Source organism: Streptomyces thermolilacinus SPC6 (assembly GCF_000478605.2).
In the GTDB taxonomy this organism is placed as follows: domain Bacteria; phylum Actinomycetota; class Actinomycetes; order Streptomycetales; family Streptomycetaceae; genus Streptomyces; species Streptomyces thermolilacinus.
In genome coordinates this window covers 933,144-949,931 of record NZ_ASHX02000001.1, presented here as the reverse complement: position 1 = coordinate 949,931, position 16,788 = coordinate 933,144, and the positions used below count along the sequence as shown (strand labels likewise).

At 75.9% G+C, this 16,788-nt stretch carries 12 protein-coding genes; 9 read left to right on the top strand and 3 right to left on the bottom strand.

Annotated elements, in window-relative coordinates; translation table 11 throughout:
* Window position 1 precedes the first annotated feature (1 nt).
* From J116_RS04125 to J116_RS04115, 3 genes are read left to right on the top strand one after another with little or no spacing between them, the layout of a single operon-like run.
* Window positions 2-1,234, top strand: a complete 1,233-nt coding sequence (locus J116_RS04125; RefSeq protein ID WP_139140458.1) for a SagB/ThcOx family dehydrogenase — start codon at window positions 2-4, stop codon at window positions 1,232-1,234.
* Window positions 1,231-2,964 carry an ABC transporter ATP-binding protein/permease gene (locus tag J116_RS04120; RefSeq protein WP_028964677.1) on the top strand — a complete coding sequence of 578 codons (1,734 nt, stop codon included), beginning with the start codon at window positions 1,231-1,233 and terminating at the stop codon, window positions 2,962-2,964. The genes J116_RS04125 and J116_RS04120 overlap by 4 nt, the downstream gene beginning before the upstream one ends.
* Complete coding sequence (locus J116_RS04115; RefSeq protein ID WP_023590618.1) at window positions 2,961-4,802, top strand: ABC transporter ATP-binding protein; 1,842 nt, start codon at window positions 2,961-2,963, stop codon at window positions 4,800-4,802. The genes J116_RS04120 and J116_RS04115 overlap by 4 nt, the downstream gene beginning before the upstream one ends.
* 102 nt (window positions 4,803-4,904) lie before the next feature.
* Here J116_RS04115 and J116_RS04110 read toward each other — a convergent pair whose 3' ends face one another.
* From J116_RS04110 to J116_RS04100, 3 genes are all read right to left on the bottom strand, one after another.
* On the bottom strand, window positions 4,905-5,351 hold the full coding sequence (locus J116_RS04110; protein WP_023590619.1) for a hypothetical protein: 447 nt from the start codon (window positions 5,349-5,351) through the stop codon (window positions 4,905-4,907).
* A gap of 90 nt (window positions 5,352-5,441) precedes the next feature.
* On the bottom strand, window positions 5,442-6,383 hold the full coding sequence (locus J116_RS29020; protein WP_023590620.1) for a hypothetical protein: 942 nt from the start codon (window positions 6,381-6,383) through the stop codon (window positions 5,442-5,444).
* Window positions 6,384-6,648: 265 nt separating this feature from the next.
* Window positions 6,649-8,412: a PucR family transcriptional regulator ligand-binding domain-containing protein gene (locus J116_RS04100; protein WP_023590621.1), complete on the bottom strand. Its 1,764-nt coding sequence runs from the start codon at window positions 8,410-8,412 to the stop codon at window positions 6,649-6,651.
* A gap of 285 nt (window positions 8,413-8,697) precedes the next feature.
* Between J116_RS04100 and J116_RS04095 the strand changes: the two genes are divergently transcribed.
* The 6 genes from J116_RS04095 (at window position 8,698) to J116_RS04070 (ending at window position 16,761) form a co-directional block, all read left to right on the top strand.
* Window positions 8,698-9,588, top strand: a complete 891-nt coding sequence (locus tag J116_RS04095) for an FAD binding domain-containing protein (protein ID WP_023590622.1) — start codon at window positions 8,698-8,700, stop codon at window positions 9,586-9,588.
* Between the two features lie 2 nt (window positions 9,589-9,590).
* Complete coding sequence (locus J116_RS04090; protein WP_023590623.1) at window positions 9,591-10,181, top strand: (2Fe-2S)-binding protein; 591 nt, start codon at window positions 9,591-9,593, stop codon at window positions 10,179-10,181.
* Between the two features lie 5 nt (window positions 10,182-10,186).
* On the top strand, window positions 10,187-12,628 hold the full coding sequence (gene pucD / locus J116_RS04085; RefSeq protein WP_023590624.1) for a xanthine dehydrogenase subunit D: 2,442 nt from the start codon (window positions 10,187-10,189) through the stop codon (window positions 12,626-12,628).
* A gap of 326 nt (window positions 12,629-12,954) precedes the next feature.
* The gene (locus J116_RS04080; RefSeq protein WP_023590625.1) at window positions 12,955-14,397 is read left to right on the top strand and encodes an NCS2 family permease; all 1,443 of its coding nucleotides are present in this window, start codon (window positions 12,955-12,957) and stop codon (window positions 14,395-14,397) included.
* A gap of 382 nt (window positions 14,398-14,779) precedes the next feature.
* On the top strand, window positions 14,780-15,916 hold the full coding sequence (locus J116_RS04075) for an XdhC family protein (protein WP_023590626.1): 1,137 nt from the start codon (window positions 14,780-14,782) through the stop codon (window positions 15,914-15,916).
* Between the two features lie 281 nt (window positions 15,917-16,197).
* Window positions 16,198-16,761 (top strand): hypothetical protein, encoded by a 564-nt coding sequence (locus J116_RS04070; RefSeq protein WP_139140457.1) that lies wholly within the window; start codon window positions 16,198-16,200, stop codon window positions 16,759-16,761.
* Window positions 16,762-16,788 lie beyond the last annotated feature (27 nt).

Sequence of the window (16,788 nt, the reverse complement as noted above, 5' to 3'; positions counted from 1 at the left end):
CGTGAACGACGCGCCGCCTTCCGTGAACGGCGCCCCGCCCCTCGTCAACCGCGCCCTGTCGCTGGCCCGTTCCGGCCGGGTGCCCGGCCCCCGCTTCCCGGCCGGGCCGCAGGTCACGCCCTGGCCGGGCCCGGCCCTGCCCGTACCGGCCCCGCTGGACCGGCTGCTGCGGCTCTCCCTGGCCGGGGACCGGCTACGGCCCGCCGCGTCCGCGGGGGCACTGCACCCCGTCAACGCCCATCTGCTGCTCGGCCCCGGTACCGGCCTGCCGCCCGGCCGTTACGCCTACCAGCCCGTCACGCACCGGCTGCACCCGCGCGGGGCCGCCGACGGGGACGCCCCGCCCGGGGCGCTCGCCGTGCTGACGGTCACCGCCCGGCGGACCGCCTCCCAGTACGGCCACCGGGGCTGGCCGCTGCTGCTCCTGGACGCCGGGCACGCCGCCGTCGCGCTCACCCTCGCCGGGGCGCCCGCCTGGTGCCCCGACGCGGACGGCGCCCTTCTCGCGGCGGCCGCCGGACTGCCGCACGGCCCAGGGGCCCCCGAACAGGCCCTGGCGGCGGTGCGGTTGACGCCAGGCCCGGACGACGCGCTGGACCGGTGGGCCGGGTACCCGCCCGGTGCGGCGCCCGCACCCGACGCGCGACCCGTCCCGCCCGTGCTGCGGGCCGCGCGGGAGGTGCTGTACGCGCTCACGGCGTCCGGCACCGGCACATGGCGTCCGCCCGGCGTGCCGGAGCTGCCGGACACGGCCCTGGCGGCCCGGCGCAGCGCGCCCCCGCCGTTCCCCGGAGTCCCGCCCGCCGCCCGGCTCGCGTCGATCCTGGCCACGGCCTCCACCGCGTACACCGCGTCCACCACCTCCACCGCGTGCCCGGGCGGTACGGGCCCCGCCCGCCCCGCCGCGCTCGCCTGGGAGCTCGTACGGGCCGACGACCCCCGCGCCCCCTGGCGGCCCGGCGACCTCGCCGTGCGCGCCGCGCGGCAGGAGTGGCTCGCCCGTACCGGGGCGCTGCTGCTCGCCCACGGCTGCCCCGACGACGCCGACCCCGCGCGCGTACGCCGCGACCACATCGCCGCCGGGTACGCCGTCGGCGCCGCCCAGGCCACCGCCGCCGCGCTCGGCGTCGCCGCCCGCCCCGTCGGGTCGTGGCAGCGCGGTCCGCACGGCCCCGCGCACCTCGTCCACGCCCTGGCCCTGGGCACCGCCACCGAAGGGAACGCCTCCCGATGATGCTCCACCCGGAGCTGCTGCGCGCCGCCCGCGCCGCCCAACGGCCCCTGCTCGGCGCGACCGCGCTCCTCGCCGCCGTCACCGCCACCCATCTCGCGCAGGCCGTGCTCCTCGCCGTCGCGCTCGCCCGGATCGCGCGCGGCGAAACGGCCGCCCTGCCGCCCGTGCTCGGCGCGGTCCTCGCCGTCGTCGCCGTCCGCACGGTCCTGGGCCGTGCCCAGCGTTCCGTCGCCGCCCGCGCCGGCGCCCATGTCCGCACCGAACTGCGCGACACGCTCCTGCGACGGCTCGGCGCGTCCGGCCCGGCGCGCGGCGCCGACGACCGGGCCGGTGCCGTCCGCGCCACGCTGGTCGACGGTGTGGAGGGCGTGGACGCGTACGTCTCCCGCTATCTGCCGCAGCTGCTCGTCACCTGCGCGGCCCCGCCGCTGCTGCTCGCGGCGGTCGCCTTCGTGGAGCCGTACGCCGTCCTCGCGCTCGCCCCGGCGCTGCTCGTCGCGCTGTTCGCGCCCCGCTGGTGGGACCGGCTCCTCGCCCGGCGCGGCGAGGAGCACTGGGGGGCGTACGAGGCGCTCGCCGCCGACTACCTCGAAGCCCTCCAGGGCATGCCCGCGCTGCGCGCCGCCGGAGCGGTCTCCCGCGTCCGGGCCCGCCTCCAGGAGCGTTCGGCGGCGCTGCACCGGGCGACCGTCGCCAAACTGCGCGTCTCCCTGGTGGACACGGGCCTCACCGACCTCGCCGTGCAGGGCGGCACGGTGGCGGCCGCGCTCCTGGCCTGCGCGTCCGCCGCGTCCGGCCGCACCACCGCGACCGGCACGTACCTGCTGCTGATGCTCGCGTCCGAGTGCTTCCGGCCCGTCCGCGACCTGTCCCGCGAGTGGCACTCCGGCTACCTGGGCGTCTCCGCCGCCGACGGCATCGCCGCGCTGCGCACCGCCCGGCCCGCCGTCCCCGACGACGGCACCGCGCAACTGCCGCCCGGGGCGCCGCCCGCCATCGCCTTCCACGACGTCCACTTCACCCACCCGGGCGCCACCCGGCCCGCGCTGCGCGGCGTCACCTTCACCGCGGAGGCGGGCCGTACGACGGCGGTGGTCGGCCCGTCCGGCGCGGGCAAGTCCACGCTCCTCGCGCTGCTCCTGCGCCACGGCGACCCCGACGCGGGCCGCATCACCCTCGACGGCACCGACCACACGGCGTACGCCCTCGCCTCGCTGCGGCGCGGCATCGCGGTCGTCTCGCAGGACACGTACCTGTTCCACGCCACGATCGCGGAGAACCTGCGCCTGGCCCGGCCCGACGCCACCGACGGCGAACTGCGCGACGCGGCCCGGGCGGCGGGCATCCACGACGAGATCGCCGCCCTGCCCCACGGGTACGACACGCAGGTCGGCGAGCGCGGCGCGACCCTGTCCGGCGGCCAGCGCCAGCGCATCGCCCTGGCGCGGGCGCTGCTCGCCGACGCGCCCGTCCTCGTCCTGGACGAGGCGACCAGCGCCGTGGACGAGCGGCGCGAGGCCCGGATCGGCCGCGCCCTGCCGCACGCCGCGCGCGGCCGCACCTGCCTGGTCGTCGCGCACCGGCTGGCGTCGGTGCGGGACGCGGACCGGATCGTCGTCCTCGACGGCGGCCGCGTCGAGGCGACCGGCACGCACACGACCCTGACGCGGGGCAGCGCGGTGTACGCCCGCCTCGTGGCGGCGGGCACTACGGAGGAGACGGCGGCATGACGAACCGGACAGACGGCGGCGTGACGGACCGCGCGCACGGGGGTGCGGTGGAGGAGCAGCGGGGCGGCGACGCGCAGGACCACGCGCCGTCCGGCGCGGAGCCGGACCATGTGCCGCGCGGCGCGCTGCGGGCCCTGCTGCCGGTGCTGACCGAGGACCGCGCGATGCGCTCCATGACCGTACGGACCTTCGCCACCGCCCTGGTGGACCAGGCCGCGCTGGTCGCGCTGGTGACGCTCGCCGCGCACACGGTCGGCACGGCCGTCGCCACCGGGGCCCTCCCCGGCGCGGGGACCATCGCCGCGCTGGTCACGCTCGTCCTCGTACGGGCGGTGGCGACGTGGCGGGAGATGGACCTCTCGCACGACCTGGCGTACCGGGTCCTCGCGGGCCTGCGCGTACGGGTCTTCGACGGGCTCGCCCGGTCCGCGCCCGCCCGGATCGAGGGGCGTCGCAGCGGCGACCTCGCGGCGGCGGCGCTCGGCGACGTGGAGGCGCTGGAGTTCTTCTACGCGCACGCCGTCGCCCAACTCCTGGCGTCCGCCGCTGTGTTCACGGGCGGGTCCATGGTGCTGGCCGCCGTGGACCCGGCGCTGCTCGCCGCCGTCGTACCCGCCGCCGCGCTGCTGGCGGCCGTGCCGGTCCTCGACGCGCGGGGCAGGGCGGCGCGCGGCGCCCGCACCCGGCGGGCGGCGGCCGACCTGTCGGCGGACGCCGTGGAGACGGTGGACGGGCTGCCTGAGCTCCTCGCGTTCGGCGCGCTGGACCGGCGCCGCGCACGACTCCGGGAACGCGGACGCCGCCTGGGCGACGCCCAACGCGCCGAAGCCGCCTGGGAATCGGGCGCCGCCGCCGTGCGGGACGTGCTGGTCGCCGCCGCCGTCGTGGGCGTCGTCGCGGTCGCCGCGCACACCCTGGGCGGCGAGCCCGGGTGGGCGCCCGCCGCGGCTGCGCTGGCGCTGGGCGTGCTGGCCCCCGTCGCGGACGCGGCCGCCGCGCTGGGCCAGGCGGGCGGGCTGCGCGCGGCCGCCGGGCGGGTGGGCGCCGCCGTCCACGCGGAGGCGGGCGCCCCGCCCACCGCGTCCCCCCGTCCCGTACCGCCTGGGCCACTGGCGGTACGGCTCCGGGGCGTGTCCTTCGACTACGGCGCCGGGCGGCCCGTCCTGAGCGGCCTGGACCTGGCCGTCCGGGCGGGGGAGACCCTGGCGCTGGTCGGCGCGTCCGGGGCCGGCAAGTCGACGTGCGCGCATCTGCTGGCCCGGTTCTGGGACCCGGCGGACGGGGCGGTCGAACTGGTCGGCGCGGACGGCACGGCCGTGGACCTGCGGGACGTCGCCGACGCCGAACTGCGGCGCACGGTCGCCGTCGTGGGGCAGGACGCGCCGCTGTTCCACGGCACCCTCGCCGAGAACCTGCGCCTCGCCGCGCCCGGCGCGACGGACGAGGAACTGCGGGAGGCGGCCCGGCTGTGCGGCGTGGACCGGATCGCGGACGCCCTGCCGGACGGGTACGACACGGCGGTGGGGGAGCGGGGCGCGACCCTGTCCGGCGGGCAGCGCTCCCGGGTGGCCCTGGCCCGGGCGCTGCTGGCCCGCCCCCGGGTGCTGGTGCTGGACGAGACGACCGCCCACCTGGACACGGCCGGTGACGCCGAGCTGTCCGCCGCGCTGACGGCCGCGTCGCGGGGCCGTACGACGCTGGTGATCGCCCACCGCCCGGCGACCGTGCGCAGGGCGGACCGGATCGCCGTACTGGAGGGCGGCCGGGTCGCGGAGGAGGGCACCTGGGCGGAACTGGCCGCCCGGGCGGGCGCGTTCAGCCGTGTACTCACCCGGTGACGTGACGGCCTGGGCGCGGGCGCCGTAGGCGGGGCGGTCCAGGGTGTGGGCCGTCCGGTGCGCCGGCTCCCTCGGTGATGGTGAGGGCCAGGCCCGGTGGGGTCAGGACCCGCCGTCGCCGGTCACCACGGTCCCGGAGATGTCCCCGCCCGCGCCGACGGACCGCGCACCCGGGGTCCGGACCTCGGGGACCCAGACGTCGGCCGGGGGGCCCGGGGCAGGCCGGGCACCGCACGAGGGCGGCGGCAGGGGGCCGACGCTCCGTCCGTCCCCGGTGATGACCGTGCCGGAGATCGTCCCGCCCGCGGCGACCGACCGCTCTCCCTCCGTGGTCACCACCGGCCCGGTGGCGGCGGGCTCCGGAGCCCGGCGGGACAGCGCGCGCAGCGACACCGCCAGGCCAGCCGCGCCCGCCAGGGCGCCGAGCACGCTGGCGAGTTTGTCCGCCGTGTCGAGGTCCCGCACGACCAGGGCCGTCAGCGCTCCGAATGCGAGCAGGCCGCCGAGGACCATCGCGGTCCAGGCCAGCACCTTCCGCTGTCGCGTCATACGGACATCATGACGCAGTCGTCGCCTCGATACGCCCCAAACTCCCATCCGGCGGCGGGCGTTCCGCATCCGCGCGGCCGGGCCGTGCCGCTACCGCCAGGACAGGCCCGCCTTGACCACATGGGGGTACGGGTGGCCGGGGGAGAGGTCCCCGGTCCGGAAGGGCGCGCCCCGGTCGTCCACGATGAGCGTGCCCTGCTCGCCCTTGTACGCCCAGTCGAGGGCGAGTTTCCACGTGACCACGCAGTCGCACGCGACCCGGTCGGGCTCGTCGGGGGCGAGGGCCTCGATGGAGAACACCTCCGCGTCCGTGGCGGACACCGTGTACCCGAACGGCTTCTCGACGCGCCGCGCCGAGCCGTCCTCCTCGGGCACCACGAGGGTGACGTCCTCGTGGGGTTCCCCGAGCCGCACCTGGTAGTGGCGCTCCTCCAGGTCGCCGCCGCAGCCGAGGCGCAGGGCCACCGTGGTGCCGGGGGCGAGCCGCGTCTCGCGCTGCTCGACGGCGCGCAGGCCCAGTAGTACGACGTCGTGGTCACCGGTGCCCTGCACCACCAGCCGGAGTGCGGTACGGCCACCGTCGACGCCGCCTTGGGCGTGGGCCCACTCGGCCGTGGGCGCACCGGCGGGTACGGGAACGGCGCCGGGCAGTCGGCCGGGGAAGATCCAGCCGTCGCAGTGTTCCGGGTTCGGCGCAAACCGTGTCGTGACGGCCAGAGGCGGCCTACCGCCCGCCGGAGACCCGTTTTCGGCCGGACCGGGCCAGTACCAGGCGGCCGCGACACCGCCGAGTGCGAGGGCGGCCACGATCACCGCGGCCCCCAGGCCCAGGTGCACATGGGTGACGTTGTCGCCGGTGATGACGGTCCGGGCGTTGCCGCCCGCGGCCACCGACCGGTCACCGGGAGTTCGGACGGCCGGGCCCCTCGGCGGTACCGGCGGCACCGGCGTGGGGGACGTGCGCGGTCCGGGCGGCCCGGGTGCCGGGAAGTCGGTCGCCCCGACCGGTGTCTTGCCGTCACCGGCGGCCATCAGCGCTCTCCTCGTAACGTCACTTTCGCTGACGGGCGGGCCATCGGTGGCCCCGCACCCGGGCGGCCGGGCGCTCCAGGGAGGCGGGCGAGCCGCGTGGTGGCGGTACCCGGCACGCCGGTACCGCGTCGGGCTTCCCCCAGCGAGGTTCTCGGACGCCAACTATGCCGGAACGCCCGGGCGTTCGCACGCCGTTCCCGGCGGGTACGGGGTTCGCAGCCCGCTCCCGACGGGGACGGGGCGCCGCCCACCGGCTGGCGAACCGTCAGGACATGCGCAGCGCCAGGAAGAAGTCCAGCTTGTCCTCCAGGCGGGACAGGTCGCGGCCCGTCAGCTGTTCGATGCGGCCCACCCGGTAGCGCAGCGTGTTGACGTGCAGGTGCAGCCGGGACGCGCAGCGGGTCCACGAGCCGTCGCAGTCGAGGAACGCCTCCAGCGTCGGGATCAGCTCCGCGCGGTGGCGCCGGTCGTAGTCGCGCAGCGGGTCCAGCAGCCGTGCCGTGAACGCGCGCCGCACGTCGTCCGGGACGAACGGCAGCAGCAGCACGTGCGACGCCAGCTCGTGGTGGCCCGCCGCGCAGACCCGGCCGGGGCGCGCCGCCGCGACCCGGCGGGCGTGCCGGGCCTCCTCCAGGGCGCCGCGCAGGCCCTCCGCCGAGGTGACGGCCGCGCTGACGCCCAGCGTGAGCCGCCCGTCGTCGCCGAGGCCCGCCGACAGCGGCGCCCGCACGGCGGCCAGCAGCCGGTCCGCGTGCAGCCCCGGCCCCGCGCCGTCCGCCGCGCCCTCGGCCCCGCCTCCCGCGGCGCCCGCCGCCTCCGCCCCGTCGGCCGCCGCGTCGCCGTCCTCGCCCGACGGCCCTTCGGACGCGGGCTCCGCGGGGACGGCCGGGAGCGGTACGAGCGCGATCGCCTCGTCCCCGGAGTGCGCCACGGCGATCCGGTCGGCCGAGTCCGCGCCCGTCGTCGCCGGATCGACGAGCACCTCCTCCAGCAGCGCCTGCGCGACCGGGCCCGCCTCCACCGTGCCGTCGCCGCCCCACTCCACGCGGGCCACCACGACCTGCCAGTGCGGCGCCGTGCCGAGCCCCGGCAGCAGCACCGGCGCGGCCACCCGCAGCCGTGCGGCGACCTCGGCGGGTGCGGCGCCCGTCTGCACCAGCTCCAGCACCTCCTGGGCGAGCCGCCTGCGTACCGTACGGGCGGCGTCCCGCCGGTCCCTCTCCACCGCGATCAGCTGCGTCACGCCCTGGAGGAGGTCCAGCCGGGCGGCGGGCCAGTCGCCCGCGTCCGCCTCCACGGCGAGCAGCCAGTCCGACAGCACCGTCTCGCGCACGTCCCGCACCGCCGGGGCGGCACCGCGCCCGGTGTTGCGGATCGGGAACAGCGAGTACGTCGTCCCCGCCACCTGCGCCCGGTGCGGGCCGCGCCGCCCGCCGCGCGTCGCCGCCAGGTGCTCACCGGCCAGCGCGGCGGCCGTCGCGGGAGGCAGCGGCGCCCCCGCCCCGGCGACGCACCGCCCTGTCGGGGACAGCACCCAGGCGCGCAGGTCCAGGTCCGTGCCGAGCAGGTCGAGGACGACCTCGGGGCCGCCGCCCGCCGGTCCGGACGTCATCAGCCGCCGGTGCCGGTCCACCACGGCGGCGAGGTCCCCGGCGCGCTCACCGGACACCTGTCGAACGACATGCTCCGTGATCGTTGCGAACGCGACGGACTCGTGGACCGCGAACAGCGGCAGCCGGTGGCGGGAACACGCCTGCACCAGATCGTCCGGGATCGCGCCGAGCTCGGCCTCACCGGCCGCGAGCCCCGCCACCCCGGCCGCCGCCAGGATCCGTACGAACGGCTCCGAGTCCGCCGCGTCCCGCCGCCACGCCAGACCGGTCAGGACCAGCTCACCGCCCGACAGATAACGGCTGGGGTCCCTGAGGTCCGTGGTCATGACGCCGCGCACGGTGCGGTCCAGCTCGTCCTCGCCGCCGAGCAGCCGCAGCCCCAGCGCGTCGGTCTCCAGCAGTGCGCGCAGCCGCATGTCGTTGCCGCCGATCCTTCTCGTGGGTGTCTCAACAGGAGCGGTGACCCGCGTCACCGTTCCCGGGGGAAAACGAAGAGGACAGCCATCCTCGCGTTTCGTTCGAATCTACAAGACGCCGGGTGCCGCCAGCCAACTCCTTCATGGTTTCGGTGACTGCACCGGGTGGAGCACCGGTGGGTGTACTGGGCCCACCAAGCGTGAACACCAGATGAACACGCCCCCGGGCCGGCCGTCCCCGACCCCGGAGGACATCCCGATCACACCGATCAAAGAGAGCCACTCATGGACTTCCTTCGCCCCGCCAGCTGGGAGGAGGCGCTCGCCGCCAAGGCGGAGCACCCCACAGCTGTGCCCATCGCGGGTGGCACCGATGTCATGGTCGAGATCAACTTCGACCACCGGCGGCCCGAGTACCTCCTGGACCTCAACCGCATCGAGCCGCTCGGCGAGTGGGAGGTCGGCGAGGAGAACGTCCGCCTGGGCGCCTCCGTCCCGTACACCCGCATCATGGAACACCTGCGCGCCGAGCTGCCCGGCCTCGCCCTGGCCTCCCACACCGTCGCCTCCCCGCAGATCCGCAACCGCGGCGGCGTCGGCGGCAACCTGGGCACCGCGTCCCCGGCCGGGGACGCCCACCCGGCGCTGCTCGCCGCCGGAGCCGAGGTCGAGGTGGAGTCGGTGCGCGGCACCCGCTTCATCCCCATCGACGCGTTCTACACGGGCGTGAAGCGCAACGCCCTGGAGCCGGACGAGCTCATCAAGACCATCCACATCAAGAAGGCCGACGGCCCGCAGCAGTACTCCAAGGTGGGTACCCGCAACGCCATGGTGATCGCCGTCTGCGCCTTCGGCATCTCGCTCCACCCGGAGACCCGCACGGTCCGCACGGGCATCGGCTCCGCCGCGCCCACGCCGATCCGCGCGCGGGAGGCCGAGGAGTTCCTGAACGCCGCGCTGGAAGAGGGCGGCTTCTGGGACAGCGGCAAGATCATCACCCCGTCGATCGCGAAGCAGTTCGCCGAGCTCGCCGCCGCGGCCTGCAACCCGATCGACGACGTACGCGGCACCGCCCGGTACCGGCGGCACGCCGTCGGCATCATGGCCCGCCGCACCCTCGGCTGGACCTGGGAGCAGTACCGGGGCAGCGCCCGCACGCTGGAAGGAGCGGCATAACCATGCGCGTCAATTTCACGGTCAACGGCCGCCCCCAGCAGGCCGACGACGTGTGGGAGGGCGAGTCCCTCCTGTACGTCCTGCGCGAGCGCCTGGGCCTGCCCGGCTCCAAGAACGCCTGCGAGCAGGGCGAGTGCGGCTCCTGCACGGTCCGTCTCGACGGCGTGCCCGTCTGCTCCTGCCTGGTCGCCGCGGGCCAGGTCGAGGGCCGCGAGGTCGTCACCGTCGAGGGCCTCGCCGACCACGCCCGGCAGCGCGCCCAGGGGCGTACCCACTCCTGCGGCGACGGCACCGGCCTGGACGAGGCGAAGAACTGGTCGGCGCGCGGCACCGACTCGCAGACCGGCGAGGGCGCCGAGCTGTCGCCGATCCAGCAGGCGTTCATCGACGCGGGCGCCGTGCAGTGCGGCTTCTGCACCCCCGGTCTGCTCGTCGCGGCCGACGAGATGCTGGAGCGCAACCCGTCCCCGACGGACGAGGACATCCGGGAAGCGCTCTCCGGCAACCTCTGCCGCTGCACCGGCTACGAGAAGATCCTGGACGCCGTCCGCCTCGCGGCCGCCCGTCAGGAACGTCAGGGAGAGGCGGTCTGACCCCCATGACCACCACCGCGCACACCACTGCGAAGACCGACCGGGCGGCCCGCGCCGCCGCGGCCCCCGCCGGCACCCCCACCAAGGTCACCCAGGGCGTCCGGGGAACCAAGGGCGGCATCGGCGAGTCCACCCTCCGCCCCGACGGCACCCTCAAGGTCACCGGAGAGTTCGCCTACTCCTCCGACATGTGGCACGAGGACATGCTGTGGGGCCAGATCCTCCGCTCGCCCGTCGCCCACGCCGAGATCGTCTCCATCGACACCTCCGAGGCCCTCGCCCAGGCCGGCGTGTACGCCGTCCTCACCTACGACGACCTGCCCACCGAGGTGAAGAACTACGGCCTGGAGATCCAGGACACCCCGGTCCTCGCCCACCGCGTCGTACGCCACCACGGCGAACCCGTCGCCGTCGTCGCCGCCGACCACCCGGAGACCGCCCGCCGCGCCGCCGCCAAGATCAAGGTCGAGTACCGTGAGCTGCCCGTCGTCACCGACGAGGCGTCCGCCCTCGCCCCCGACGCGCCGGTCCTCCACCCCGGCCGCGACGACCACCACGCCGGACACGTCCCGCACCCCAACATCGTCCACCGCCAGCCGATCATCCGCGGCGACGTCGAGTCCGCCCGCGCCCGCGCCGACGTGATCGTCGAGGGCGAGTACACCTTCGGCATGCAGGACCAGGCGTTCCTCGGCCCCGAGTCCGGCCTCGCCGTGCCCGCCGAGGACGGCGGCGTCGACCTGTACATCGCCACGCAGTGGCTGCACTCCGACCTTCGCCAGATCGCGCCCGTCCTCGGCCTGCCCGAGGAGAAGGTCCGTATGACGCTCTCCGGCGTCGGCGGCGCCTTCGGCGGCCGCGAGGACCTGTCCATGCAGATCCACGCCTGCCTGCTCGCCCTGCGCACCGGCAAGCCCGTCAAGATCGTCTACAACCGGTACGAGTCGTTCTTCGGGCACGTCCACCGCCACCCGGCGAAGCTGTACTACGAGCACGGCGCCACCAAGGACGGCAAGCTCACCCACATGAAGTGCCGCATCGTCCTGGACGGCGGCGCCTACGCCTCCGCCTCCCCGGCCGTCGTCGGCAACGCCGCCTCCCTGTCGGCGGGCCCGTACGTCATCGACGACGTGGACATCGAGTCCATCGCCCTCTACACGAACAACCCGCCCTGCGGCGCCATGCGCGGCTTCGGCGCCGTCCAGGCGTGCTTCGCGTACGAGGCGCAGATGGACAAGCTCGCCGCGAAGCTCGGCATGGACCCGGTCGAGTTCCGCCGCCTCAACGCGATGGAGCAGGGCACGATCATGCCGACCGGGCAGCCCGTGGACTCCCCGGCCCCCGTCGCCGAGCTGCTGCGCCGCGTCAAGGCCCGGCCGCTGCCGCCGGAGCGCCAGTGGGAGACCACCGCGGGCGCCGATGTGCGCGCCCTGCCCGGCGGTCTGTCCAACACCACGCACGGCGAGGGCGTCGTACGCGGCGTCGGCTACGCCGTCGGCATCAAGAACGTCGGCTTCTCCGAGGGCTTCGACGACTACTCCACCGCCCGGGTGCGCATGGAGGTCATCAACGGCGAGGCCGTCGCCACCGTCCACACCGCGATGGCGGAGGTCGGCCAGGGCGGCGTCACCGTCCACGCCCAGATCGCCCGCACGGAGCTCGGCGTCACACAGGTCACCATCCACCCCGCCGACACGCGGGTCGGCTCCGCCGGTTCCACCTCCGCGTCCCGCCAGACGTACGTCACCGGCGGCGCCGTCAAGAACTCCTGCGAACTGGTCCGTGAGAAGGTCCTGGAGCTGGGCCGCCGCAAGTTCGGCACCTACCACCCGGCCTGGGCCCACGCCGAACTGCTCCTGGAGGGCGGCAAGGTCGTCACCGACAACGGCGAGGTCCTCGCCGACCTGGTGGACGTCCTGGAGGACGAGACGGTCGAGGTCGAGGCCGAGTGGCGGCACCGCCCCACCGAGCCGTTCGACCTGCGCACCGGCCAGGGCAACGGCCACGTCCAGTACTCCTTCGCCGCGCACCGCGCCGTCGTGGAGGTGGACACGGAACTGGGCCTGGTCAAGGTCATCGAACTGGCCTGCGCCCAGGACGTCGGCAAGGCACTCAACCCGCTGTCCGTCGTCGGCCAGATCCAGGGCGGCACCACGCAGGGCCTCGGCATGGCCGTGATGGAGGAGATCGTCGTAGACCCGAAGACCGCGAAGGTGCGGAACCCCTCCTTCACGGACTACCTCATCCCCACCATCCTCGACACGCCGACCATCCCCGTCGACGTGCTGGAACTCGCCGACGACCACGCCCCCTACGGGCTGCGCGGCATCGGCGAGGCCCCCACCCTGTCGTCCACCCCGGCCGTCCTCGCGGCGATCCGCGCGGCGACCGGACTGGAGCTGAACAGGACGCCGGTGCGCCCCGAGCACCTCACCGGCACCGCCTAGGAACGCGGCGGCGCCGGTACCCGCCTCGGCCCCACCGGCACCGACCGCACAGGAACGCGGCGCCGGTACCGCCCCGAGCACCTCCACCGGCACCGACCGCACAGGAACGCGGGCCACGCCCCCGTACCTCCGGAACCCTCCGGGCGGTGCGCGCCACCGGGAACGTCACAGTCCACGGCCGCCCGCACCGCCCGGAGTCCCCCACGCACCACCCCGTTCGTCTCGGGCCGTCCCCCGGGTCGTGCAGCCAGGCAGCATCCCAAATCCCGCGCACAGGCATCGAAGCAGAGCCGCGGGTGCCCCTGTGAACCTTGGGAGTAGGCACCATGACCCAGTCGACAGTGGAGCCGAAGACCGTCTCGGAGGACGCGGGCGACGGCTCACGCGTCCCCGCCGGACGGTCTTGGCTCGACCGGTACTTTCACATCACCCACAGAGGATCGACCGTCGCGCGCGAGGTGCGCGGCGGCGTCACCACCTTCATGGCGATGGCGTACATCCTCCTGCTCAACCCGCTGCTCCTCGGCGGCGCGGACGTGCTCGGCCACAAACTGAGCCAGCCCGCCCTCATCACGGCCACCGCGCTCGCCGCGGCGGTCACCACCCTGGCGATGGGCATCATCGGCAAGGTCCCGCTCGCCCTCGCGGCGGGCCTCAGCGTCGCGGGTGTCGTCTCCACCCAGGTCGCGCCCCACATGACGTGGCCGCAGGCGATGGGCATGTGCGTCGTGTACGGCGCGGTGATCTGCCTGCTCGTCGTCACCGGCGTCCGCGAAGTCATCATGAACGCCATACCCCTGGCGCTGAAGCACGGCATCACCATGGGCATCGGCCTGTTCATCGCGATGATCGGCTTCGTCAACGCGGGCTTCGTCGGCAAGGGCGAGGGCGGCGGCCCGGTCACCCTCGGCACCGGCGGTTCGCTCACCGGCTGGCCCGTCGTTCTGTTCACCGTCACCCTGCTGCTGATCTTCATGCTCCAGGCCCGCAAGGTGCCCGGCGCGATCCTGCTGGGCATCGTCGTCGGCACGGTCATCTCCGTCGTCGCCACCGCGACCGGCCTGATCGACGAGCGGGCGTGGGGCGGCAGGCCGCCCGTCCTGGACGGCGGCGTCGTCTCCATGCCGGACTTCTCCCTCTTCGGGCAGGTCGAGTTCGGCGGCTGGGAGCAGCTCGGCTACGCCGCCGTCGGCATGATCGTCTTCACTCTCGTCCTGGCCGGGTTCTTCGACGCGATGGCCACCATCATCGCCGTCGGCCAGGAGGCCCGGCTCGCCGACGCCTCCGGCCGGATGCCCGGACTCAACAAGGCGCTGTTCATCGACGGCGCGGGCGGCGCGATCGGCGGCGCCACCAGCGCCTCCGGGCAGACCGTGTTCATCGAGTCCGCGACCGGCGTGGGCGAGGGAGCCCGTACGGGCCTGTCGGCCTCGGTCACCGGTCTGTTCTTCGCCGCGTGCCTGTTCTTCACCCCGCTCACCCAGCTCGTTCCCGGCCAGGTCGCGTCCGCCGCGCTCGTCGTGATCGGCGCGATGATGCTCCAGAACGCCCGCCACGTGGACTGGGCGGACTGGTCGGTCGCCGTGCCGGTGTTCCTGACCGTCGTGCTGATGCCGTTCACGTACACGATCACCACCGGTGTCGGTGCCGGGGTGATCGCGTACTGCGCGATCAAGGCCGCCCAGGGCAAGTGGCGCGAGCCCAGCGTCCTGATGTGGGTCCTGTCCGCGGTGTTCGTCTTCTACTTCGCGACGGGCACCGGCCACTGAGCATCCCGGCCGGAGCGGGGCCCCGCCACCACCAGGGAGCCCCGCCACCTGGGGCCCGCCACCGGGGTCCCCCGGTGGGGCCTTCGCCCGACGGGCGGCCTCGTGGCCGGGGCCCGCCGGCCTCGGGCTTCGCCCGCACAGGCCCCGGGGGCTGCGCTCGTCCGGCGGGTACTCGTGGCCCGGCCCCCGCCCAAGGGACCGGCCACCGGGCCGGACCGCCGGTCCCCGCCGCCCGCCCTCCCCAGCGGCGGGCGCGTCCCGGTCGGGGGCCGGGGCCGGGGGTACGCCCAGTAGGGGCGCCCCCGGCCCGGCCCCGACGGGACACGCCCCGCCCCAGCCCGCTCCGTACATCCGCTCCCGCAACCAAGCCAAGGAGGCCGCCATGCTGGACATCGCCGAGGAGCTCGGCCGGTGGGCCGAGCAGGGACGCGACTTCGCCGTCGCCACCGTCGTCGCCGTCACCGGCAGCGCACCCCGGCTGCCCGGCGCCGCCCTCGCCGTCGACAGCGAAGGCACCGCGATCGGCTCCGTGTCCGGCGGCTGTGTGGAGGGCGCCGTCTACGAACTGTGCCGGCAGGCCGTCCAGGACGGCGAGACCGTCGTCGAACGCTTCGGCTACAGCGACGAGGACGCCTTCGCCGTGGGCCTCACCTGCGGCGGGATCATCGACATCCTGGTCACCCCGGTCCGCGGCGGCGTCTACCCCGCCGCGCTCGCGGAGGCCGCCTCCGGGCGGGCCGCCGCCCTGGTGCGCGCCGTGGACGGGCCGCGCGACCTGCTGGGCACCGCCCTCCTCGTACGGCCCGACGGCACGTACGACGGCGGACTCGGCGGCCACCCGGAACTCGACCGCACGGCCGCCGCCGAGGCGCGCGCCCTGCTGGAGGCCGGGCGCACCGGCACGGTCACCATCGGCGCCGATGGCGCCCGTTGCGGGCAGCCGGTCACCCTGCTCGTGGAGTCGAGCGTCCCGCCGCCCCGCATGATCGTGTTCGGCGCCATCGACTTCGCCTCCGCGCTGGTCCGCGTCGGCAAGTTCCTCGGCTACCACGTCACCGTCTGCGACGCGCGTCCGGTCTTCGCCACCGCCACCCGCTTCCCCGACGCCGACGAGATCGTCGTCGCCTGGCCCCACGAGTACCTGGACGCGACCGAGACCGACGCCCGCACGGTGCTGTGCGTCCTCACCCACGACGCCAAGTTCGACATCCCGCTGCTGCGGCGCGCCCTGCGGCTCCCCGTCGCGTACGTCGGCGCCATGGGCTCCCGCCGCACCCACGAGGACCGCAACCGGCGGCTGCGCGAGGCCGGCGTCACCGAACTCGAACTCGCCCGGCTCCGCTCACCCATCGGCCTCGACCTGGGCGCCCGCACCCCGGAGGAGACCGCCCTGTCGATCGCCGCCGAGATCGTTGCCGACCGCCGGGGCGGCACCGGCGCCTCCCTGACCGGCGCCCACACCCCGATCCACCACGACGGCCCCTCCGCTCCGGACGGCCGGATAGGGTCAGTCGCCTGAACCGCCCTCCCTGCCCGCGCGCCGGACCGGCCCGAGGGGCGGGCGAGGATCGCCCCGGCGCCGTCCTGGTCGTCAGCGGCTGCCCCGGGACGCCGCCCATCGCGATACGGGGAGACCTGGGCGTGCCCGCGACGCCGCTCCCGGCCGCACGTGCGCCGGGACGGCGCGGGCGGTAGGGGCGGCCCGGACCGTACGAGCCGCCCTGGGCGCCGCAGATACGCTGCGGGCGGCATGGGCGCCCGGAGACGGCGGCGGGCGGCCCGGCGCATGGGGCCCCAGGAGTGGGGACAGGTGGCAGGGACCGCGCCGGGCGGGCCGCGCCGGGTACGGGCAGACGGGCGCTGACGTGTGCGCTGCTCGCCGTACCCCTGGGGGTGCCGATCGCCGCGCGCGTCGGCGGGCCGGACACGCGCGGCGCGGGAAGCGGCCCGTCGCCGCCCGTACCCCGGCACGACCCCGAGCCCATCGAGGCACGCTTCCCGCAGCTCGGCCCGCTCGCCGGGTCACCTGGGCGGCATGGACGCCGCCGGGCGCAGGGCAGGCAGCTCGTGCCCGGCCCCACCGACGTACGCCTCTCCGGCGTCGCGCGGCTCACCCCGGACAGCGCGCGCCGCCTCGTCGCCGCCCACCCGTGGTCGCCCGCCGCGACACCGCCCGCCCCGCTGGACGCGGTCGCGCCCGAGGTGCCGCCCGGCACGGCCCGGCGGACCAGCGACGCCTTCGTCCGCGCGGTCACCTGGGGCCGCTACGAGGCGGACTTCCACTTCGACCCGGAGCAACGGATCATGGTCTTCGACGCGCTGAACCCGACGCGGGCGCGTTCCGTACCCCCCAAGGGGGCTTGACGGTCGCACGGGTGCGGAGGAAGGTGT